The sequence below is a fragment of the Streptomyces sp. NPDC001443 genome, assembly GCF_053597355.1.
Genome location: NZ_JBSFIA010000027.1, coordinates 89,871 through 109,317, shown reverse-complemented (window position 1 = coordinate 109,317; position 19,447 = coordinate 89,871). Strand labels below are relative to the sequence as shown.

Below are 19,447 nucleotides of genomic sequence, written 5' to 3'. Positions count from 1 at the left end.
ACGGCGCCGGTATGGGCTGGGTTACCGACTGGAGTGCGCAGGCCGCCTGCCGCACTACCGATCCGGATGAACTGTTCGTGCAGGGAGCAGCGCAGAACAGGGCCAAGGCGGTGTGCACCGGATGCCCGGTGCGTACCGAATGTCTGGCTGATGCGCTCGACAACCGCGTCGAATTCGGCGTGTGGGGAGGCATGACGGAGCGGGAACGCCGCGCACTGCTGCGCAGGCGGCCCACCGTGACCTCCTGGCGGAGGCTGCTGGAGACGGCTCGTACGGAGTACGAGCGCGGCGTGGGCATCGTGCCGCTCGACGACGACGAGGTCTACGAGAACTACGCGGCGGTGAGCTGAGCGGACCATCGGCTCGGCCGGCGGCGACTCAGTCGTCGGCGGCCTCGGGCAGCTCCGGCCGGTTGGCCGCGAGCCGGTTTCCGATGTCCCGTAGCCCTGTGAGGTCGTGCACGTCACCCGGCAGCGCGCCCACTTCGGCCACGGCCACCTCGGGGTGGAGCGCGGTGAAGCGGTCACGTGTGCGTTGCTCGCGGGAGAGTAGTTGCATACGTTCGGCGTGCAGGCGCAGCAGACCTGCGGTGAGCTGCTCGACGCTGTGCTGGGCTCCGGTGGGCTGATCGGCTTCGCTGGGCCGCTCCGGGGCCGGGGGGCCGGGCCGCGATGCGGGGGACTCTGAACTGCCGTACATATCGGGAGAGTTACGAAGAGCAACCTTCCCGCCGTCCTGATCCACAATGCGGGGCTCTTCAAGATTTTCCGCAGCGGGTTCGACGGCGGGGCCGGAACCCTCCTCGGCGGCGTCGGCGGCGAGGTCGAGATTCTCGGCGGCGGCGAGCGCCCGCTCGGCCGACAACCGGGCGGCTCCGCTGCCGTGGACCCGGTTGAGCACCAGACCGGCCAGCGGCATCTTCTCCGCGGCCAGCCGCTCCACGAAGTAGGCGGCCTCGCGCAGCGCGTCCCGCTCCGGGGCCGCGACCACCAGGAACGCCGTTCCGGGCGCCTGGAGCAGCTTGTACGTCGCGTCCGCCCGGGTACGGAAGCCGCCGAAGGTCGTGTCCATCGCGGCCACGAACGTCTGTACGTCCTTCAGCAGCTGACCGCCCAGCAGCTTGCCGAGCGTGCCGGTCATCATCGACATCCCGACGTTCAGGAACGCCATGCCCGCCCGGCCGCCCAGCTTCGCGGGTGCCGTCAGCAGCCGGATCAGCCGTCCGTCCAGGAACGACCCGAGCCGCTTTGGCGCGTCGAGGAAGTCCAGCGCCGAGCGGGACGGCGGTGTGTCGACGACGATCAGGTCCCACTCGTCCCGGGCCCGCAGCTGCCCGAGCTTCTCCATCGCCATGTACTCCTGCGTGCCCGCGAAGCCCGCCGAGAGCGACTGGTAGAAGGGATTGGCGAGGATCGTGGCCGCCCGCTCCCGGTCGGCGTGCGCCTCGACGATCTCGTCGAAGGTGCGCTTCATGTCGAGCATCATGGCGTGCAGCTCACCGCTGCCCTCGACGCCCTTGACGCGACGCGGGGTGTTGTCGAGCGAGTCGATGCCCATCGACTGGGCGAGCCGGCGGGCCGGGTCGATGGTGAGGACGACGACCTTGCGGCCCCGCTCGGCCGCGCGCAGGCCCAGCGCGGCCGCGGTGGTGGTCTTGCCGACCCCGCCCGAGCCGCAGCAGACGACGATACGGGTCCCGGGATCGTCGAGCAGCGGATCGAGGTCGAGCACGCGCGCGGGGGCGAGACGGCGCGCGCCGTCCTGCGCGGGCGTCGGGTCCGGACTCATGACATCCCCTGCTTCCGCAGCTCGGTGGCCAGCTCGTACAGGCCCGCCAGGTCCATGCCCTCGGCGAGCAGCGGCAGTTCGTGCAACGGCAGGCCCAGCTCGCCCAGGACGGCGCGCTGCTCGTGTTCCAGCGTGTGCCGCTCGGCGTACTCCTCGGCCTGCGCCAGCAGCGGGTCCACCAGCCGCTCGGCGTGCCCGCCGCGCCGTGCCCCGCCGAGTCCGGCGGCCGACAGCGAACGCGCCACGGCGGCCCGCGGCACGGTCCGTACGAGTTCCAGGTCGGCCGCGTCCAGCACCTCGGGCCGCACCATGTTCACGATGACCCGCCCCACCGGCAGCCGGGCGGCGCGCAGTTCCGCGATGCCGTCGGCGGTCTCCTGGACGGGCATCTCCTCCAGCAGCGTCACCAGGTGCACGGCCGTCTCCGGCGACTTCAGCACCCGCATCACGGCCTGGGCCTGATTGTGTATCGGCCCGATCTTCGCCAGACCCGCCACCTCGTCGTTGACGTTGAGGAAGCGCGTGATGCGGCCCGTGGGGGGCGCGTCCATGACGACGTAGTCGTACCTGAACCGGCCCGACTTGTCCTTTCTGCGCACCGCCTCGCAGGCCTTGCCGGTCAGGAGGACGTCCCGCAGGCCGGGCGCGATGGTGGTGGCGAAGTCGATCGCGCCGAGCTTCTTCAGGGCCCGGCCGGCGCTGCCCAGCTTGTAGAACATCTGGAGGTAGTCCAACAGGGCCAGTTCGGGGTCGATGGCGAGGGCGAACACCTCCCCGCCCCCCGGAGCGACGGCGATCTTCCGCTCCTCGTAGGGCAGCGCCTCCGTCTCGAAGCGCTGCGCGATGCCCTGCCGGCCCTCGACCTCGACGAGAAGCGTCCGCTTCCCCTCGGTCGCGAGGGCCAGCGCGAGTGCGGCGGCGACCGTCGTCTTTCCGGTCCCGCCCTTGCCGCTGACGACCTGGAGCCTGCTCACGTCTTCGAGCGTAACCAGTCCGCGCCCGAGCCAACCGGCAGGCTGTGGACAACAGGGGTGCGACTCGGCCACCTGGCCTGTGGACGACGGAGCCGGGACACGGCCGCCAGGCTGCGGTTTTCCGATCGGTGGAAGGGCGCCGGGCCGGTGCCCGGCGGTCCGGAAACCGCCTCAGCGACCGCCGTGACGGGTACTGCACTGCTGTTCGTACCGCCGCTCGGGCCGACCGTCGTGGTCGGCCGCTGTCCCACCGGTCACAGCGGATAAAGTCGGCCACATGACCAAGTGGGAATACGCAACCGTGCCACTGCTCGTCCATGCCACGAAGCAGATCCTGGACACCTGGGGCGAGGACGGCTGGGAGCTCGTCCAGGTCGTACCCGGGCCGAACAACCCCGAACAGCTCGTGGCCTACCTGAAGCGGGAGCGGCAGGCATGAGCGCCGTCGAGGAGAGGCTCGCCGAACTAGGCCTGACCCTGCCGGCCGTCGTGCCTCCGCTCGCCGCGTACCAGCCGGCCGTGCAGTCCGGCGTGTACGTGTACACCTCCGGCCAGCTCCCGATGGTGGACGGCAAGCTTCCGGTCACCGGCAAGGTGGGCGCGGAGGTCACCGCGGAGGAGGCCAAGGAGCTGGCCCGCACCTGCGCGCTGAACGCGCTGGCCGCCGTGAAGTCCGTCGCGGGCGACCTGGACCGCGTCGCGCGCGTGGTGAAGGTCGTCGGCTTCGTGGCCTCGGCGTCCGACTTCACCGGCCAGCCCGGTGTCGTCAACGGCGCCAGCGAGCTGCTGGGCGAGGTGCTCGGCGACAAGGGCGTGCACGCGCGCAGCGCGGTCGGCGTGGCGGTGCTGCCGCTGGACGCCCCGGTCGAGGTCGAGATCCAGGTGGAGCTCACGCACGCGTGAACCCGTTCCCCGGGCCGCGCCGCCCGGGGTTCCCCAGGGGCCGAGGTTCCCCAGGGACCGGGGTTCCCCAGGGGCCCCGCCGAGGGCTCCCTGGGGCTCTTTCGGGGGTTCTTCCAGGGGTTCTTCCGCCGGGCTCGGTGATCGTGGCCCTCGAACATCCGCGCGCTACGGGATAGCCTCCGCCCATGGCGAATGGGCAGTGGTTTCCCGCGGACTGGCCCGAGCGCATCCGTGCGCTCACGGAGGGCACACTCACTCCTGTGGCCCCCAGGCGCGCGGCCACCGTCATGCTCCTGAAGGACGGCGACGGCGGCCCCGCGGTGCACATGCTGCGCAGACGCGCCTCCATGGCCTTCGCCGGAGGCGCGTACGCGTACCCGGGCGGCGGTGTCGACGCCCGCGACGACGACCACCTCGTCCGCTGGGCGGGCCCCCCGCGCGCGTGGTGGGCCGACCGGCTCGGCGTCGACGAGAAGGCCGCCCAGGCGATCGTCTGCGCGGCCGTACGGGAGACGTACGAGGAAGCCGGCGTCCTGCTCGCCGGACCGACCGCCGAGACGGTCGTCGGCGACACCACGGGCGCGGACTGGGAGACCGACCGCGCCGCCCTGGTCGCCCGCGACCTGTCCTTCGCGGACTTCCTCGACCGTCGCGGCCTGGTCCTGCGCTCCGACCTGCTCGGCGCCTGGACGCGCTGGATCACCCCCGAGTTCGAGGCGCGCCGCTACGACACCTGGTTCTTCGTGGCCGCCCTCCCCGAGGGCCAGCGCACCCGCAACGCCTCCACGGAGGCCGACCGCACGGTGTGGATCCGGCCGGCGCAGGCGGCGGCCTCGTACGACGAGGGCGAGCTGCTGATGATGCCGCCCACCGTGGCGACCCTGCGCCAGCTGGTCCCGTACGACACCGCGGCCGAGGCGCTGGCCGCCGCGCCCGGCCGCGACCTGACCCCCGTGCTGGCCCGCGCCCGCCTGGAGGACGGCGACATCGTGCTCTCCTGGCCCGGCCACGACGAGTTCACCAAGCACATCCCGACCGGTGGAGCCCCCGAATGACGGACGCAGCAGCCCTTCCCGGCCAGCCGCGCGGCGCTGTCCTCTCCGGCCCCGCCACCCGACGGGCCGTCAACGTCCTCGCGCCCAACGCCTCCGCGATGACCCTGGACGGCACGAACACCTGGATCCTCGCCGAGCCGGACTCCGAGCTGGCCGTCGTGGTCGACCCGGGCCCGCAGGACGAGGGCCACCTCGGGGCCGTCGTCGACATGGCCCGGCAGGCCGGCAAGCGGGTCGCGCTGACCCTGCTGACGCACGGCCACCCCGACCACGCGGAGGGCGCCGTCCGCTTCGCCGAGCTGACGGGCACGAAGGTGCGGGCCCTGGACCCGGCCCTGCGGCTGGGCGACGAGGGGCTGGCCGCCGGTCAGGTGATCGAGGTCGGCGGCCTGGAGCTGCGGGTGGTACCGGCCCCCGGCCACACCTCGGACTCCCTGTGCTTCCACCTCCCGGCCGACGGCGCCGTCCTGACCGGTGACACGGTCCTGGGCCGCGGTACGACGATGGTGGCGCACCCCGACGGCCGCCTGGGCGACTACCTGGACTCCCTGCGGCGGCTGAGGTCGCTCACGGTCGACGACGGCGTCCACACGGTGCTGCCGGGCCACGGGCCGGTCCTGGAGGACGCCCAGGGCGCGGTCGAGTTCTATCTCGCCCACCGCGCCCACCGGCTCGCCCAGATCGAGACGGCCGTCGAGAACGGCCACCGGAGCCCGGCCGACGTCGTCGCCCACGTGTACGCGGACGTCGACCGTTCCCTGTGGCCGGCGGCGGAGCTCTCGGTACGGGCGCAGCTGGAGTACCTGGAGGAGCACGGGCTGATCCCGGGCCGACGCCTCTGACCGGGCTTGCCGGCCCCTTTCCCGATTCCCGGGTGCGCTCGCCCGCTGTGCCCTCGTCGTCTCCGGCGTCTCCGGTGTCTCAGTCGGGCCTGGCCGCCTTGACGCCGTGCACGCGCGCGTACTCCTCGGCGAGCCACGGACCTAGGTCGTCGACGTACGACCGCAGGACCTCCGGATCGCCGGTCGGCTCGTGCCCGAGCACGGCCGCGGCCCGAAGCTGCCCGGCCCGCCGCGGGTAGTAGCCGCCGAACGCCCCGGCCATCTCGCGCAGGTCGCTGGTCCAGCCGTTCCAGCGGGGCATGACGAGGGTGAAGCCGGTGCGCACCAGGTGTCGCGACATGAAGCGGACGAGGGGCCGCCGCGCCTGCTCGGTGTCCGCCGCCCCGGCGATCCGCCGGCGCCAGCGCGGCAGCAGCAGGGCCAGGTCCCCGTTGGTCTCACGGGCGAGCAGCGGACTCGGGCGGTACCGCGGCAGAGCGGCGGCGAGGTCCTCGCCCAGCAGCGGGGTGCACAGGCACGCGACGAACCATCCGAGGTCGTGGCGCTCCAGGTCGCTCAGCACCCGCTCGCGGCCGAACAGCAGCGTGCCGCACCCGTCGAGCTGCGGGAACCCCGTGTCGAGCTCCGCGTCGAGGGCCCGTGCGTCCGCCCGGTCCGCCTCGGTCGGCTCCGTGTGCAGGACGAGGAACAGATCCAGGTCGCTGCGTCCCGGGCGCGCGGTGCCCCGCGGGACCGATCCGTAGACGTACGCGCTGTGCAGGCGCGTTCCGAACACCTCCGGCAGCCGCTGCCGTGCCGCGGCCACGACGGGGCCGTAGCCGGGCGGTACGCGCGCGAGGGAGCCTTCGCGGACGATGTGTCCCTCGGCGTCGAGGCCGGGGCGGCGAACGGTTTCGGTCACGCGTCCACTGTTCCCCGGCGGTCGCCGCGGCGCACCGCGTTTTCGGCGCGGTACGGGACCGGGTGCCGATTCGGCGGTGACGAGCCGATGGCCGCGGGCCGCCCGTGTCCGCTCGGCGGTGTCGGCCCGGGGTGACGGGCGGCCGGTTGACGACGGGTCAGTGTGCGACGTCGTCAGCCGGCCGGTCGTGCCGGTCGTGCCGGTCGATGCAGGGTCAGCGCGAGCGCTTCGCCAGACGCTCCACGTCCAGCAGGATCACCGCACGGGCCTCCAGGCGCAGCCAGCCGCGCTGGGCGAAGTCGGCGAGCGCCTTGTTGACCGTCTCGCGCGAGGCGCCGACGAGCTGCGCCAGCTCCTCCTGCGTCAGGTCGTGGACGACGTGGATGCCTTCCTCGGACTGCACGCCGAAGCGCCGGGAGAGGTCCAGCAGCGCGCGGGCCACGCGGCCCGGGACGTCCGAGAAGACCAGGTCGGACATGGCGTCGTTGGTCTTGCGCAGGCGTCGGGCGACGGCCCGCAGCAGCGCGGTGGCCACCTCGGGCCGGGCGTTCAGCCAGGGCTGGAGGTCGCCGTGGCCGAGGCCGAGCAGCTTCACCTCGGTCAGCGCCGTGGCCGTCGCGGTGCGCGGGCCCGGGTCGAAGAGCGACAGCTCGCCGATGAGTTCGCTGGGGCCGACCACCGCGAGCATGTTCTCGCGGCCGTCGGGGGAGGTGCGATGCAGCTTGACCTTGCCCTCGGTGACCACGTAGAGCCGGTCTCCCGGGTCGCCCTCGTGGAAGAGGGAGTCGCCGCGAGCCAGGGTCACCTCACTCATGGAGGCGCGAAGCTCCGCGGCCTGCTCGTCGTCGAGTGCCGCGAAGAGCGGGTTGCGCCGCAGAACATCGTCCACGAGTTCTCTCCTTGTCGACCTGCTCAGGGGATCTTGCTCCCCGATGTATCAGGGGACCGTGTTCCCCATTTTGCCGGACGGTCCAAACAGTGTGATCTGTCACAAGGATGCCGCACACATGTCCCGAGGTAAGCGGCAGGGGGCCAATTGGGGGCCGATCTTCGGGGTCCAAAGCGGATGTCGGTGCCGGGCTCTAGGCTGGCCGGGTGTCCAAAAAGCCGGTGAGAGCACAGGCCAAGGGGGCTGTACGGGTGGGTGTACGGCGTGATTCCGCTGTGGGCGAACAGGAGTCCGATGGTGGAAGGAAGGCGGCGAAAGCGGTGCGCGTGAGCAAGTCCGCCGAGGGCGCCGGCGCCACCGAGGCCGTCGAGGCCGCCGAGCCCGGGGAGGCGGCGGTCGAGGCTCCGGCGAAGAAGCCGGCGGCGGCTCGGGCGAAGAAGCCAGCGGCGAAGACGGACAAGTCGGCCGGAGCCGCCTCGTCCACGAAGACCGCCTCGTCCACGAAGACCGCCTCGTCCACGAAGGCCGCCTCGTCCACGAAGGCCGCCAAGCCGGTCAAGGCCGCCACGGCCGCGAAGGCCGCCAAGCCGGTCAAGGCCGCCACGCCCGCGAAGGCCGAGTCGCACACCGCCCTCGTCCGCCGCGCCCGGCGCATCGACCGCGAGCTCGCCGAGATCTACCCCTACGCCCACCCCGAACTGGACTTCGAGAACCCCTTCCAGCTCCTGGTCGCCACGGTGCTGTCCGCCCAGACCACGGACCTGCGGGTCAACCAGACCACGCCCGCCCTCTTCGCCCGGTACCCCACCCCCGAGGACCTGGCCGCGGCCAACCCCGAGGAGGTCGAGGAGATCCTCCGCCCCACGGGCTTCTTCCGGGCCAAGACCAAGTCGGTGATAGGTCTTTCCAAGGCCCTGGCGGAGCAGTTCGGCGGCGAGGTCCCGGGCCGGCTGGAGGATCTCGTCAAGCTGCCCGGCGTCGGCCGCAAGACCGCGTTCGTCGTGCTCGGCAACGCCTTCGGCCGGCCCGGCATCACCGTGGACACGCACTTCCAGCGGCTGGTGAAGCGCTGGCGGTGGACCGAGGAGAGCGACCCGGACAAGATCGAGGCGGCCGTCGGGGCGCTCTTCCCCAAGAGCGCCTGGACGATGCTCTCGCACCATGTGATCTTCCACGGCCGCCGCATCTGTCACGCCCGCAGGCCCGCCTGCGGCGCCTGCCCCATCGCCCCGCTCTGTCCGGCGTACGGCGAGGGCGAGACGGACCCGGAGAAGGCGCGGAAGCTGCTCAAGTACGAGAAGGGCGGCTTCCCTGGCCAACGCCTGAAGCCCCCGCAGTCCTATCTGGACGCGGGCGGCAGGCCGGCGCCGCCGCTGGGGGCCGGATGACGGTCGGTTCGGGGGGAATTGTCCCGGCCGGTCCCTGCGGTCGAACGGACCGGCCGGAACGATCTCGGGAGTGTGGCGCGTTGGAACGGGCAGGACGACGGGGGTGGCGATGACGCGGGCGAGTGATACCCAGGGCGGGCCGGTGGCGCTGAGCAGGAGCGGACTGCCCGAGTGGCTCGACCCGGTGGTGCACGCCGCCGAGACGGTGGAGCCGCTCCAGCTGAGCCGCTTCCTGCCCCCGGAGAACGGCACGGGACGGCAGTCGGCCGTACTGATCCTGTTCGGCGAGGGTGAACGCGGCCCGGAACTGCTGCTGATGGAGCGGGCCGGCTCGCTGCGCTCGCACGCCGGCCAGCCGTCCTTCCCTGGCGGCGCCCTGGATCCGCAGGACGGCGACCCGCAGGCCGACGGCCCTCTGCGCGCGGCCCTGCGCGAGGCCGAGGAGGAGACCGGCCTGGATCCGGACGGTGTCCAGCTCTTCGGCGTGCTGCCCAAGCTGTACATCCCGGTCAGCAGCTTCGTCGTGACCCCGGTGCTGGGCTGGTGGCGTGAGCCGAGCCCGGTCGGGGTCGTCGATCCGAACGAGACGGCCCGGGTCTTCACGGTCCCCGTGGCGGATCTCACGGACCCGGTGAACCGCGCCACCACGGTCCATCCCAGCGGCCACCGGGGGCCTGCATTTCTGGTCGAATCGGCCCTGGTGTGGGGATTCACGGCCGGTGTGATCGACCGACTCCTGCACTTCGCGGGCTGGGAACTGCCCTGGGACCGTGAGAAGACGGTGCCACTCGACTGGCGGTCATGACAGGGTGTCCACCAAGTCGTGTCCATCCGGAGGACAATCTCCGGACCCCCGGCCGTCTGGAGTAACCGGAAAGTGTTGAGGCGAGGCCTGAAGCGGTGAACGTGCTGGACATCCTGCTGTTGGTCGCGGCCGTGTGGTTCGCGATCGTCGGCTATCGCCAGGGGTTCGTCGTCGGCATCCTGTCGGTGATCGGCTTCCTGGGCGGCGGTCTCGTAGCCGTCTATCTCCTGCCCGTCATCTGGGACTGGCTCACCGACAACTCGGAGGTCAGCACCACGGCCGCCGTCGTCGCCGTGGTCGTCGTCATCGTCTGCGCCTCCGTCGGGCAGGCCCTGACCACCCACCTCGGCAACAAGCTGCGCCGGTACATCACCTGGTCCCCGGCCCGCGCCCTGGACGCGACGGGCGGCGCCCTCGTCAACGTCGTCGCCATGCTGCTGGTCGCCTGGCTGATCGGCTCGGCGCTCGCGGGCACCACCCTGCCGACGCTCGGCAAGGAGGTCCGCAGCTCCAAGGTGCTCCTCGGGGTGTCCCGGGCGCTGCCCGACCAGGCCGACACCTGGTTCGCCGACTTCTCCTCGGTCCTCGCGCAGAACGGCTTCCCGCAGGTCTTCAGCCCGTTCTCGAACGAGCCGATCACCGATGTCCGGCCCCCGGACCCGGCCCTCGCCAACAGCGCGGTCGCCCTGCGCGCGCAGCGCTCCATCGTCAAGGTCACCGGCACCGCCGAGAGCTGCGGCAAGGTCCTGGAGGGCACCGGCTTCGTCTTCGGCGACCGCCGGGTGCTGACCAACGCCCACGTCGTGGGCGGCGTCGACGAACCCACCGTCCAGATCGGCGGCGAGGGCAAGCGCTACGACGCCACGGTCGTCCTCTACGACTGGCGGCGCGACATCGCCGTACTCGACGTACCGGACCTCCAGGCACCCGCGCTGCGGTTCGCGTCCGAGGACGCGGCGAGCGGCGACGGCGCGATCGTCGCGGGCTTCCCGGAGAACGGGTCGTACGACGTCCGCGCAGCGCGCGTGCGCGGACGCATCTCGGCGAACGGTCCGGACATCTACCACCGGGGCACCGTGCGCCGCGACGTCTACTCGCTCTACACGATCGTCCGGCAGGGCAACTCCGGCGGCCCGCTGCTCACACCCGACGGCAAGGTGTACGGCGTGGTGTTCGCGAAGTCGCTCGACGACGCCGACACCGGATACGCGCTCACCGTGGACGAGATCCGGCAGGACATCGCCGCGGGACGGACCGCGAACCAGCAGGTGGACAGCGACAGCTGCGCGCTCTGAGGCGTTCGTGCCGGACAGTCCTCGGGCCGGTGCGGCCCGCGCGGGTCAGCCGCGCGGATGGCGCAGACGCACCGATACCCAGCGGGCCCGGCGGCGCAGGATGCGCGGGATTCCCACCCCGGGGGTCGCGCCCGCGAGCTCCGGCGCGCCCCTCTGGTGGGAACTCAGACCACCGGCGGAGCGGCGGTCGCGTGCTGCGTCACTGTAGTCGTGCGTCCAGCCCATACCCCGACGTCTGCCCCCGCCCCAAGGTCGATAACCGCCTCCCGGGCCCTCAATTGGCCTATGCGCCAGGCAATTGGCTGTTCGTAGGACAGTTGTTCACGTTCGGATACCGGGCACGCCACGAAGGTCACCGATCGGGCTTCGGCCGCCGGGCGCGCCGCCGGGGTCACCGGTCCGGCTCGGGGTCCTTCAGCCAGTTGACCAGTTCGGTGGAGAAGGCGACCGGGTCCTCCTCGTGCGGGAAGTGGCCCAGCCCGTCGAACAGGCGCCAGCGGTAGGGCGCTTCGACGTACTCCCCGGAACCGGCCGCACTGCGCGTGCGCATCACCGGGTCCAGCGAGCCGTGCAGATGGAGGGTCGGCACCCGTACGGGCCGCTTCATCCGGCGGTTGAACTGGATGCCGTCGGGCCGGGCGAGGGAGCGGACCATCCACCGGTACGGCTCGATGGAGCAGTGCGCGGTCGAGGGGATGCAGATGGCGCGGCGGTACGTCTGGACCGCCTCGTCGTCCGGCAGCCGCGGCCCGGACCAGTCCCGGATCAGCCGGCCGACCAGCGCGCCGTCGTCGGCGGTGAGCTGCCGCTCCGGGATCCAGGGCCGCTGGAACCCCCAGACGTAGGAACTCGCCGCCGACTGCTTGACGTCGGAGAGCATCGCGGAGCGCCAGCGCCGGGGGTGCGGCATCGAGGCGACCGCGAGGCGCCGTACCAGCTTCGGGCGCATCACGGCCGCCGTCCACGACAGATAGCCGCCCAGGCCGTGGCCGACCAGCGCGGCGTCCGGCTCGCCGAGCGAGCGGATCACGCCGGTGATGTCCAGGGCGAGGTTGGCCGGGTCGTAGCCGCGCGGGGTGCGGTCGCTGCCGCCCACCCCGCGCAGGTCCATGGCGACGGCCCGGTAGCCCGCCTCGGCCAGCGCGACGAGCTGGTGCCGCCAGGCCCACCAGAACTGCGGGAAGCCGTGCACCAGCATCACCAGGGGGCCGTCGCCCAGCTCGGCGATGTGGAAGCGGGCGCCGTTGGCGGCGACGTCCCGGTGCGTCACCTCGTGTCCGCCGGGTACGTCCGAACGTACGACCGAGGTGGGCTGAGCCGAGGGGGTGCCGGGGTCCGTCATGAGGACGAGCGTGCCACAGCTTCGATGGCCGCGGGCGTCCCGTCCTCCAGCGCGGGGGGCTGCGGACGCGGGTGCGGCTTGGCGTTCTGGAGCACGACGGCCGTCTCCTTCATCGAGGCGGCGACCTTCTGCGGGCCCTGGCTGCGCTTGGCCTTCTTCGCGAAGACGACGCCGATCAGGGCCAGTACGGCCGCCACGAGGACGTTCGCCGCGAAGGACAGCAGGAAGCAGACGGCGAGGTTCCAGCCGCTCCAGGTCCGGATGCCGTAGGCGAGGGCGAAGTTCAGCATCGGCAGGGAGAAGAGCAGGACCATCGCGGCGACGGAGAACGCGCCGCCGCTCGTCGCGCCCTTCTTGACGTCCTGCTTCAGCTGGGCCTTCGCCAGCGCGATCTCGTCGTGCACCAGCGCCGACAATTCGGTCGTCGCCGAGGCGAACAGCTGGCCGATGCTGCGTTCGGCGCCGACCGGGCTGCCGTCGGGTGCGCTCATCGAGGTCTCCCTGTGTCTGCGTGCGGAAGGTGCGGCCGTACGACCGACGTCGGTGCGGAGTCTGTCCGACGTCTGTCCGGCTGCGTCCGGTCCCGCTCTTTTGTACCGTCTCGTCAGATCATGCCGGACCGTCGTCCTCGTCGCCTGCCCCGCCCGCCACTTCGGCAAGCCTGCTGCGGGCCGCGGCCGTCTCCCGGGCCATCCTGCGGTGCTCGGCGGCCTTGCGGTCGTGGATCTCGGCCATCCGCAGGTGGTACGCCGGATCGTCCTCCTCGTAGATGTCCGGGATGCCGTCGAGGTCCTCGTCCCGTTCCTCGTTCTCGCACATCGCGCGGTACTTGGCGTTGCGCAGCTTCAGCAGCACGGTCGCCAGCGTCGCCGCGATCAGCGAGCCGGTGAGCACGGCGGCCTTGATCTCGTCCGTCAGTACGTCGTCGCCCGCGAAGGCGAGCTCGCCGATGAGCAGCGAGACGGTGAAGCCGATGCCGGCGAGCGTGGCCACGGCGAACACGTCGGGCCAGGCCAGGTCCTCGCTGAGGGAGGCCCGGGTGAAGCGGGCGGTGAGCCAGGTGCCGCCGAAGATCCCGACCGCCTTGCCGACGACGAGCCCCAGCACGACACCCAGCGTCTCCGGCTTGGTGAAGACGTCCCCGAGCGCGCCGCCGGAGACCGCCACCCCGGCGCTGAACAGGGCGAACAGCGGCACGGCGAGGCCCGCGGACAGGGGCCGCGCCAGGTGCTCGACCTGTTCGCCCGGGGAGTGCTCCTCGCCCTCGCGGGTGGTGCAGCGCAGCATCAGGCCCATGGCGACGCCCGCGATGGTGGCGTGCACGCCGCTGTTGTACATCAGCCCCCAGATCACCAGGGCGAGCGGAACGTACACGTACCAGCCGCGGACCCCCTTGCGCAGCAGCAGCCAGAAGACGGCGAGGCCGACGACCGCGCCGCCGAGCGCGACGAAGTCGATGTCCGCGGTGAAGAAGACGGCGATGATCAGGATCGCGCACAGGTCGTCGACGACGGCGAGGGTGAGCAGGAAGGCGCGCAGGGCGCTCGGCAGCGAGGTGCCGATGACCGCGAGCACCGCCAGCGCGAACGCGATGTCCGTGGCCGTGGGGACCGCCCAGCCGTCCATGGAGCCCCCGCCGACGACGTTCGTGAGCGCGTAGACGACGGCGGGCACCGCCATGCCGCTCAGGGCGGCGACCACGGGCAGTACGGCCGCCCGGGCATCGCGCAGATCCCCGGCGACGAGCTCACGCTTGAGTTCGATGCCGGCGACGAAGAAGAAGACGGCGAGCAGCCCGTCGGCCGCCCAGTGGGCGACGGACAGATGCAGGCCGAGCGCCTCGGGGCCGAACTCGAAGTGGCTGACGCTCTCGTAACTGTCGTGCAGTGCCGGTACGTTCGACCAGATCAGCGCCGCGACCGCGGCGGCGAGCAGCAGCACGCCGCCGACCGTCTCGGCGCGCAGGGCGTCCATGACGTAGGTGCGCTCGGGCAGCGAGAGGCGTCCGAGGAATTTGCGTCGGCTGGTGCTGGGCGCGGCCACGACGGGCACCTCCGGGTCGGTACGGCTGCTGACGGCCGTCGCGCGGGGTCGCCGACGGCATCGCCGACCAGACTTCCCGGCACACCTGAGCCGACAGGTTACCCGACCATTACACCGGCAAATGCCCCTTTATGGACAAAAGGGGCGCCCGGTTTGTGGCCGGGCGCCCCTCTGACCGCTCTCAGTCCTCGCTCGGCGCCGCCGGGAGCCTGGACTGGATGAGATCCATGACCGAGGAGTCCGTCAGTGTGGTGACGTCACCCAACTGGCGGTTCTCGGCGACGTCCCGCAGCAGCCGGCGCATGATCTTGCCGGAGCGGGTCTTCGGCAGCTCGGCCACCGGCAGGACCCGCTTGGGCTTGGCGATCGGGCCGAGGGTGGCGCCGACGTGGTTGCGCAGCTCGGCGACGAGGTTCTCGTCCTCGGCGTCCGCCGTGCCGCGCAGGATGACGAAGGCGACGATGGCCTGCCCGGTCGTCTCGTCCGCCGCGCCGACCACGGCCGCCTCGGCGACCGCCGGGTGCGAGACCAGCGCCGACTCGACCTCGGTGGTCGAGATGTTGTGTCCGGACACCAGCATCACGTCGTCGACCCGGCCCAGCAGCCAGATGTCGCCGTCCTCGTCCTTCTTCGCCCCGTCGCCGGCGAAGTACTTGCCTTCGAACCGGGACCAGTACGTGTCGAGGAAGCGCTGGTCGTCGCCCCAGATGGTGCGCAGCATCGACGGCCACGGCTCGGTGAGGACGAGGTAGCCGCCGCCACCGTTCGGCACCTCGTTCGCCTCGTCGTCGACGACCGTCGCGCAGATGCCCGGCAGCGGGGTCTGCGCCGAACCCGGCTTGGTCTCGGTGACGCCCGGCAGCGGCGAGATCATCATCGCGCCGGTCTCGGTCTGCCACCAGGTGTCGACGATGGGCGTCCGGTCCGCGCCGATGTGCTTGCGGTACCAGATCCAGGCCTCGGGGTTGATGGGCTCGCCCACCGAACCCAGGACCCGCAGGGACGACAGGTCGAACTTCGCGGGGATGTCGTCGCCCCACTTCATGAACGTGCGGATGGCGGTCGGCGCCGTGTACAGGATCGTCACCCCGTACTTCTGCACGATCTCCCAGAAGCGGCCCTGGTGCGGGGTGTCGGGCGTGCCCTCGTACATCACCTGGGTGGCGCCGTTGGCCAGCGGCCCGTAGACGATGTAGGAGTGTCCGGTGACCCAGCCGACGTCGGCCGTGCACCAGTACACGTCGGTCTCCGGCTTGAGGTCGAAGACGGCGTGGTGGGTGTACGCGGCCTGGGTGAGGTAGCCGCCGGAGGTGTGCAGGATGCCCTTCGGCTTGCCCGTCGTGCCGGACGTGTAGAGGATGAACAGCGGCTGCTCGGCCTCGAACGCCTCCGGCGTGTGCTCGGCCGACTGCCGCTCCACGATCTCGTGCCACCACACGTCGCGCTCGTCGTGCCACGCGACCTCCTGGCCGGTGCGGCGGACCACGAGCACGTGCTCCACGTTGTCGACCTTGGTGATCGCCTCGTCGACGGCCGGCTTCAGCGCGGACGGCTTGCCGCGCCGCCAGCCGCCGTCGGAGGTGATGACGACCTTGGCGTCGGCGTCCTGGATACGAGTGGCGAGGGCGTCCGCGGAGAAACCGCCGAAGACGACCGAGTGCGCGGCGCCGATACGGGCGCAGGCCAGCATCGCGATCGCGGTCTCGGGAATCATCGGCATGTAGACGGCGACCCGGTCGCCCTTCCGGACACCCAGCTCCAGCAGCGCGTTGGCGGCCCTGGAGACCTCGTCCTTGAGGTCGGCGTAGGTGAGGGCACGGCTGTCGCCCGGCTCGCCCTCGAAGTGGATGGCGACCCGGTCGCCGTGTCCGGCCTCGACATGCCGGTCGACGCAGTTGTACGCGACGTTCAGCGTGCCGTCCTTGAACCACTTGGCGAACGGCGGGTTCGACCAGTCCAGCGTCTCCGTCGGCTCCTCGGCCCAGGTCAGCCGCCGGGCCTGCTCGGCCCAGAAGCCGAGCCTGTCAGCCTTGGCCTGTTCGTACGCCTCCGCGGTGACATTGGCGTTCGCGGCCAGGTCGGCGGGTGGCGCGAACCTGCGTTCTTCCTTGAGCAGGTTGGCCAGGCTCTCGTTGCTCACGACATCTCCCTTTCGAAGGGTGTCCGTTGTGTCCCAGACCACACCTCATCAGACGCGGGGGCCCGATGACAAGGGCCGTCGAGAAATTGGTTTAGACCTATGGGGAAGGTGGGGCGAGGTCCGGGAAGTCGAGGTCATCCCTACCCGGGGACGCCCGCACGACCCGGTTCGGCCCCCCCGCGCCACCCCTCACGCCCCGGGCCCCGGCACCGGATGCGGGGGCGGGGCGGGGCGTGGGGTGTGGTGCGGGGCGTGGTGCGGCGATCACGCGGTCAGATCCGCGGCCCCCACATGGCCGAAGACCCGGCCCCCGTCGGTCTCCGTGAGCAGATAGGCCTGGGCCTCGCCCACATGGAAGTACATCCCGTGCAGTTCCAGTGCTCCTTCCCCGAGGGCTCGGGCCACCGACTCGTGCGCGCGCAGATGGTCCAGCTGCTGGACGACGTTGGTCAGACAGAGCCGCTCGACCACGTCCTCGGGCTCGCGTCCGGTCATCCGGGCGCCGGGCCGGTCGGTGTCGGCCTCGTCGGCCATCCGGCGCAGGCTCGGTCGGCCGTGCCGCAGCCAGCGTGCCAGCGGGGTCCGGGCGTCGCCCGGACCGGCGTCGAGCAGCGCCTGCATGGCCCCGCACCCCGAGTGCCCGCACACCGTGACGGAGCGCACCTTCAGCACGTCCACCGCGTACTCGATCGCGGCCCCCACCGAGTCGTCCCCGTTCTCCTCGCCTGGCAGCGGTACGAGGTTGCCCACGTTGCGCACCACGAAGAGGTCGCCCGGACCACTGGAGGTGATCATCGAGGTGACGAGGCGTGAGTCGGCACAGGTCAGGAAGAGTTGGGTCGGGCGCTGGCCCTCGCGGGCCAGCCGGGCCAGTTCACCCCGTACCAGGGGCGCGGTGTTGCGCTGGAACGCGCTGATGCCACGCACCAGTTGGCGCTCGCTGGGCTCCGGCGGCGACGGGTCTGCCGGATTTCCGTCCGGTGTTCCGCCGCTCACCCCGACGGGTGCTCCGCCGTTGGCTCCGCTCGGTGCGCCGGCCGGGTGGTCCTGCGTCGGCCGGTCCGGGCCGTGGCCTGCCGCTCCGGCGCCGTGCGGGCCCGACGCCCCCGCCGGACGGCCGCCGGACGGCACCACGGACCGCGGGCCCTCGCACTGATGGTTGCGCCAGGCCGTCCAGGGCCGGCAGCGGCAGCCGTCGGACCCCTCGGCCGTGACCGTGCCGCCGGTGCGGCGCCCTGCCGCAGGGGAGGGCTCGGCGATCCGGACCCGGGCGCTGCGGCTGGTCAGCTCGGCGGAACCGCCCTGCGCGGTGTGCGTCTTCTGCCAGTCGTGCAGCGACTCGTACGCCGCGTGGTCCATGAACGAACCGTCCAGCTCCACCACGGCGTGGGCGCCCTCCGGTACGAGATGCAGGGCCTGGTTCAGCCGTGGCACCGCCAGGAACGTCAGCTGTCCTCGTACGTGTACGTGATGGACTCCCTCCCTCTCGTCGTGCGTGATGCGGGTGCGGGTGAGGCGGTGCAGGGCGACGGCGACGGCGACGGCGATGCCCAGCGTCACACCCTGCAGGACCCCGAGGACCACCACGCCGAGTGTGGTGACGGCGTACACCAGCACTTCGCGGTGGCGGGTCACCGTGCGGATGTGGTGCAGGGACACCATCTGGATGCCGACGGCCATCACCAGGGCGGCGAGCGAGGCGAGCGGGATGAGCTCCAGGATCGGGACCATCAGCAGCGCGGCGACCACTACGAGAACGCCGTGCAGCATCGTGGAGTTCCGGCTCACCGCCCCGGCTCGGACATTCGCCGAACTGCGGACGGCCACTCCGGCCACGGGCAGCCCGCCGAGTGCTCCGGAGACCATGTTGGCGGCGCCCTGGCCGAGCAGCTCGCGGTCCAGCCGGGAGCGGCCGACACGGGTGCTCAGGCCGGGGGTGCGGGCCACCAGTTTGTCCACCGCGACCGCGCCGAGCAGCGACTGCACGCTGCACACCAGCGTGGTGGTGAGCACGGCGGCGACCAGGCCGAGCGCGGGGCCCTCGGGCAGTCCGGCCAGGGCATGACTGTGCCAGGACGGCAGGTCGACCCTGGGCAGGGTCAGTCCGGTCAGGGCGGCGACCGTGGTGGCTCCGGCGACGGCGACGAGCGCCGCCGGGATCCGGCTCAGCAGACGCCCGGCCGGGCCCGGGATCCGGGGCCAGAGCAGCAGCAGGGTGAGGGTCAGCGCGCTCACGGACACGGAGGCCGGGTGCAGACCGGCCAACTGCGCGGGCAGCGCGCCGAGGTTGGCGAGGACCGAGCTCTGGGGACTGCCGCCGAGGACGATGTGCAGCTGTGCGACGGCGATGGTGATGCCGATGCCGGCGAGCATGCCGTGCACGACGGCGGGGCTGACCGCGAGCGCGCCGCGTGCCACGCGCAGGCAGCCCAGAGCGAGTTGGGCGAGTCCGGCGAGGACGGTGATGGCACAGGTCGTACGCCATCCGTAGCGGTGGATGAGGTCGGCGGTGACGACCGTGAGTCCGGCTGCCGGGCCGCTGACCTGGAGCGGGGAGCCGCCGAGCCGGCCGACGACCAGTCCGCCCACGGCCGCGGCCACCAGGCCGGACTGGAGGGGGGCGCCGGTGGCCAGGGCGATTCCCAGGGAGAGGGGCAGGGCGATCAGGAAGACCGCGATCGACGCGGACAGATCGGCCCCCGCGAAGGGGGAGCGCCGGGGTGGGGCCGGCGGGGGGTGAGCGGGCGAGCGGTGGTCCTTCGCCAGGGTCGGGGCGGCGGCCGGCGCTGCGGTCCGCCGGGCGAGGCCGAGGTCGAGGGCGTGGGATCGGGTGGGGACGCTGGCTGACATGTTCCCGTCTCCTCCGGGGCAGCGCGGTCGCGGAACGGATGGTCCCCGTCTGGCGGGGCTCTGGTCGCGGCCGTGGGTCACGGCGTACTACGGCGGGATAAATCAACGTTCGGTAAATAGACCGTAATGCAAAGTAAAGGCCGGAGATGGCCATTGCGGGCAAATAGGTCAATAAATCACTCAACGGGGTGATCTATGCACTTGGTCGGCTTGTCGTATTAATTCCTTCTCG

Annotated in this window: 18 protein-coding genes; 8 read left to right on the top strand and 10 right to left on the bottom strand. The window is 71.9% G+C overall.

The window, feature by feature from the left end:
• Positions 1–11 precede the first annotated feature (11 nt).
• Positions 12–350 (top strand): transcriptional regulator WblA, encoded by a 339-nt coding sequence (gene wblA, locus ACWC24_RS26170; protein ID WP_450665329.1) that lies wholly within the window; start codon positions 12–14, stop codon positions 348–350.
• Between the two features lie 28 nt (positions 351–378).
• On the opposite strand, the gene ACWC24_RS26165 is transcribed toward wblA, so the two are convergent.
• Positions 379–1,788: an ArsA family ATPase gene (locus ACWC24_RS26165; RefSeq protein WP_450665305.1), complete on the bottom strand. Its 1,410-nt coding sequence runs from the start codon at positions 1,786–1,788 to the stop codon at positions 379–381.
• Positions 1,785–2,762, bottom strand: a complete 978-nt coding sequence (locus tag ACWC24_RS26160; RefSeq protein ID WP_162468473.1) for an ArsA-related P-loop ATPase — start codon at positions 2,760–2,762, stop codon at positions 1,785–1,787. Before ACWC24_RS26160 ends, ACWC24_RS26165 begins: the two co-directional genes overlap by 4 nt.
• Positions 2,763–3,039: 277 nt before the next feature.
• Between ACWC24_RS26160 and ACWC24_RS26155 the strand changes: the two genes are divergently transcribed.
• The 4 genes from ACWC24_RS26155 (at position 3,040) to ACWC24_RS26140 (ending at position 5,562) form a co-directional block, all read left to right on the top strand.
• Positions 3,040–3,201, top strand: a complete 162-nt coding sequence (locus ACWC24_RS26155; protein ID WP_010986011.1) for a DUF4177 domain-containing protein — start codon at positions 3,040–3,042, stop codon at positions 3,199–3,201.
• Entirely contained in the window at positions 3,198–3,665 is a 468-nt protein-coding gene (locus ACWC24_RS26150; RefSeq protein WP_450665304.1) for a RidA family protein, read from the top strand. Before ACWC24_RS26155 ends, ACWC24_RS26150 begins: the two co-directional genes overlap by 4 nt.
• A gap of 185 nt (positions 3,666–3,850) precedes the next feature.
• Positions 3,851–4,720 (top strand): NUDIX hydrolase, encoded by an 870-nt coding sequence (locus ACWC24_RS26145; RefSeq protein ID WP_450665303.1) that lies wholly within the window; start codon positions 3,851–3,853, stop codon positions 4,718–4,720.
• A complete protein-coding gene (locus ACWC24_RS26140) occupies positions 4,717–5,562 on the top strand; it encodes an MBL fold metallo-hydrolase (RefSeq protein WP_450665302.1) in 846 nt (281 codons plus the stop codon). The genes ACWC24_RS26145 and ACWC24_RS26140 overlap by 4 nt, the downstream gene beginning before the upstream one ends.
• 79 nt (positions 5,563–5,641) lie before the next feature.
• On the opposite strand, the gene ACWC24_RS26135 is transcribed toward ACWC24_RS26140, so the two are convergent.
• Together ACWC24_RS26135 and ACWC24_RS26130 are read right to left on the bottom strand one after the other, a co-directional pair.
• Positions 5,642–6,463, bottom strand: coding sequence for a nucleotidyltransferase domain-containing protein (locus ACWC24_RS26135; protein WP_450665301.1), 822 nt, complete (start codon positions 6,461–6,463; stop codon positions 5,642–5,644).
• A gap of 214 nt (positions 6,464–6,677) precedes the next feature.
• Positions 6,678–7,352 (bottom strand): Crp/Fnr family transcriptional regulator, encoded by a 675-nt coding sequence (locus ACWC24_RS26130; protein ID WP_020129286.1) that lies wholly within the window; start codon positions 7,350–7,352, stop codon positions 6,678–6,680.
• Positions 7,353–7,678: 326 nt separating this feature from the next.
• On the opposite strand from ACWC24_RS26130, the gene nth reads away from it, so the two are divergent.
• From nth to ACWC24_RS26115, 3 genes are all read left to right on the top strand, one after another.
• Positions 7,679–8,740: an endonuclease III gene (nth, locus tag ACWC24_RS26125; RefSeq protein ID WP_450665328.1), complete on the top strand. Its 1,062-nt coding sequence runs from the start codon at positions 7,679–7,681 to the stop codon at positions 8,738–8,740.
• Positions 8,741–8,849: 109 nt separating this feature from the next.
• Positions 8,850–9,545 (top strand): NUDIX hydrolase, encoded by a 696-nt coding sequence (locus tag ACWC24_RS26120; RefSeq protein WP_450665300.1) that lies wholly within the window; start codon positions 8,850–8,852, stop codon positions 9,543–9,545.
• Between the two features lie 95 nt (positions 9,546–9,640).
• Positions 9,641–10,840, top strand: coding sequence for a MarP family serine protease (locus tag ACWC24_RS26115; protein WP_450665299.1), 1,200 nt, complete (start codon positions 9,641–9,643; stop codon positions 10,838–10,840).
• Positions 10,841–10,885: 45 nt separating this feature from the next.
• On the opposite strand, the gene ACWC24_RS26110 is transcribed toward ACWC24_RS26115, so the two are convergent.
• From ACWC24_RS26110 to ACWC24_RS26085, 6 genes are all read right to left on the bottom strand, one after another.
• A complete protein-coding gene (locus ACWC24_RS26110; protein ID WP_450665298.1) occupies positions 10,886–11,065 on the bottom strand; it encodes a hypothetical protein in 180 nt (59 codons plus the stop codon).
• 166 nt (positions 11,066–11,231) lie between these two features.
• Positions 11,232–12,182 carry an alpha/beta fold hydrolase gene (locus ACWC24_RS26105; RefSeq protein ID WP_450665297.1) on the bottom strand — a complete coding sequence of 317 codons (951 nt, stop codon included), beginning with the start codon at positions 12,180–12,182 and terminating at the stop codon, positions 11,232–11,234.
• Complete coding sequence (locus tag ACWC24_RS26100; protein ID WP_450665296.1) at positions 12,179–12,673, bottom strand: phage holin family protein; 495 nt, start codon at positions 12,671–12,673, stop codon at positions 12,179–12,181. The genes ACWC24_RS26105 and ACWC24_RS26100 overlap by 4 nt, the downstream gene beginning before the upstream one ends.
• A 118-nt stretch (positions 12,674–12,791) precedes the next feature.
• Entirely contained in the window at positions 12,792–14,225 is a 1,434-nt protein-coding gene (gene nhaA, locus ACWC24_RS26095) for a Na+/H+ antiporter NhaA (RefSeq protein WP_450665295.1), read from the bottom strand.
• A 181-nt stretch (positions 14,226–14,406) separates the two neighbouring features.
• Positions 14,407–16,365: an acetate--CoA ligase gene (acs, locus tag ACWC24_RS26090; protein ID WP_450665294.1), complete on the bottom strand. Its 1,959-nt coding sequence runs from the start codon at positions 16,363–16,365 to the stop codon at positions 14,407–14,409.
• 264 nt (positions 16,366–16,629) lie between these two features.
• A complete protein-coding gene (locus tag ACWC24_RS26085) occupies positions 16,630–19,215 on the bottom strand; it encodes a SulP family inorganic anion transporter (RefSeq protein WP_450665293.1) in 2,586 nt (861 codons plus the stop codon).
• Positions 19,216–19,447 lie beyond the last annotated feature (232 nt).

Bases quoted from the DNA above. Each gene is read 5' to 3' on its own strand.
- ACWC24_RS26145 (WP_450665303.1), top strand. From the start codon at position 3,851: ATGGCGAATGGGCAGTGGTTTCCCGCGGACTGGCCCGAGCGCATCCGT.
- ACWC24_RS26120 (WP_450665300.1), top strand. From the start codon at position 8,850: ATGACGCGGGCGAGTGATACCCAGGGCGGGCCGGTGGCGCTGAGCAGG.
- wblA (WP_450665329.1), top strand. From the start codon at position 12: ATGGGCTGGGTTACCGACTGGAGTGCGCAGGCCGCCTGCCGCACTACC.
- ACWC24_RS26100 (WP_450665296.1), bottom strand. From the start codon at position 12,673: ATGAGCGCACCCGACGGCAGCCCGGTCGGCGCCGAACGCAGCATCGGC.
- ACWC24_RS26110 (WP_450665298.1), bottom strand. From the start codon at position 11,065: ATGGGCTGGACGCACGACTACAGTGACGCAGCACGCGACCGCCGCTCC.
- ACWC24_RS26165 (WP_450665305.1), bottom strand. From the start codon at position 1,788: ATGAGTCCGGACCCGACGCCCGCGCAGGACGGCGCGCGCCGTCTCGCC.
- ACWC24_RS26155 (WP_010986011.1), top strand. From the start codon at position 3,040: ATGACCAAGTGGGAATACGCAACCGTGCCACTGCTCGTCCATGCCACG.
- ACWC24_RS26085 (WP_450665293.1), bottom strand. From the start codon at position 19,215: ATGTCAGCCAGCGTCCCCACCCGATCCCACGCCCTCGACCTCGGCCTC.
- ACWC24_RS26150 (WP_450665304.1), top strand. From the start codon at position 3,198: ATGAGCGCCGTCGAGGAGAGGCTCGCCGAACTAGGCCTGACCCTGCCG.
- ACWC24_RS26105 (WP_450665297.1), bottom strand. From the start codon at position 12,182: ATGACGGACCCCGGCACCCCCTCGGCTCAGCCCACCTCGGTCGTACGT.
- ACWC24_RS26140 (WP_450665302.1), top strand. From the start codon at position 4,717: ATGACGGACGCAGCAGCCCTTCCCGGCCAGCCGCGCGGCGCTGTCCTC.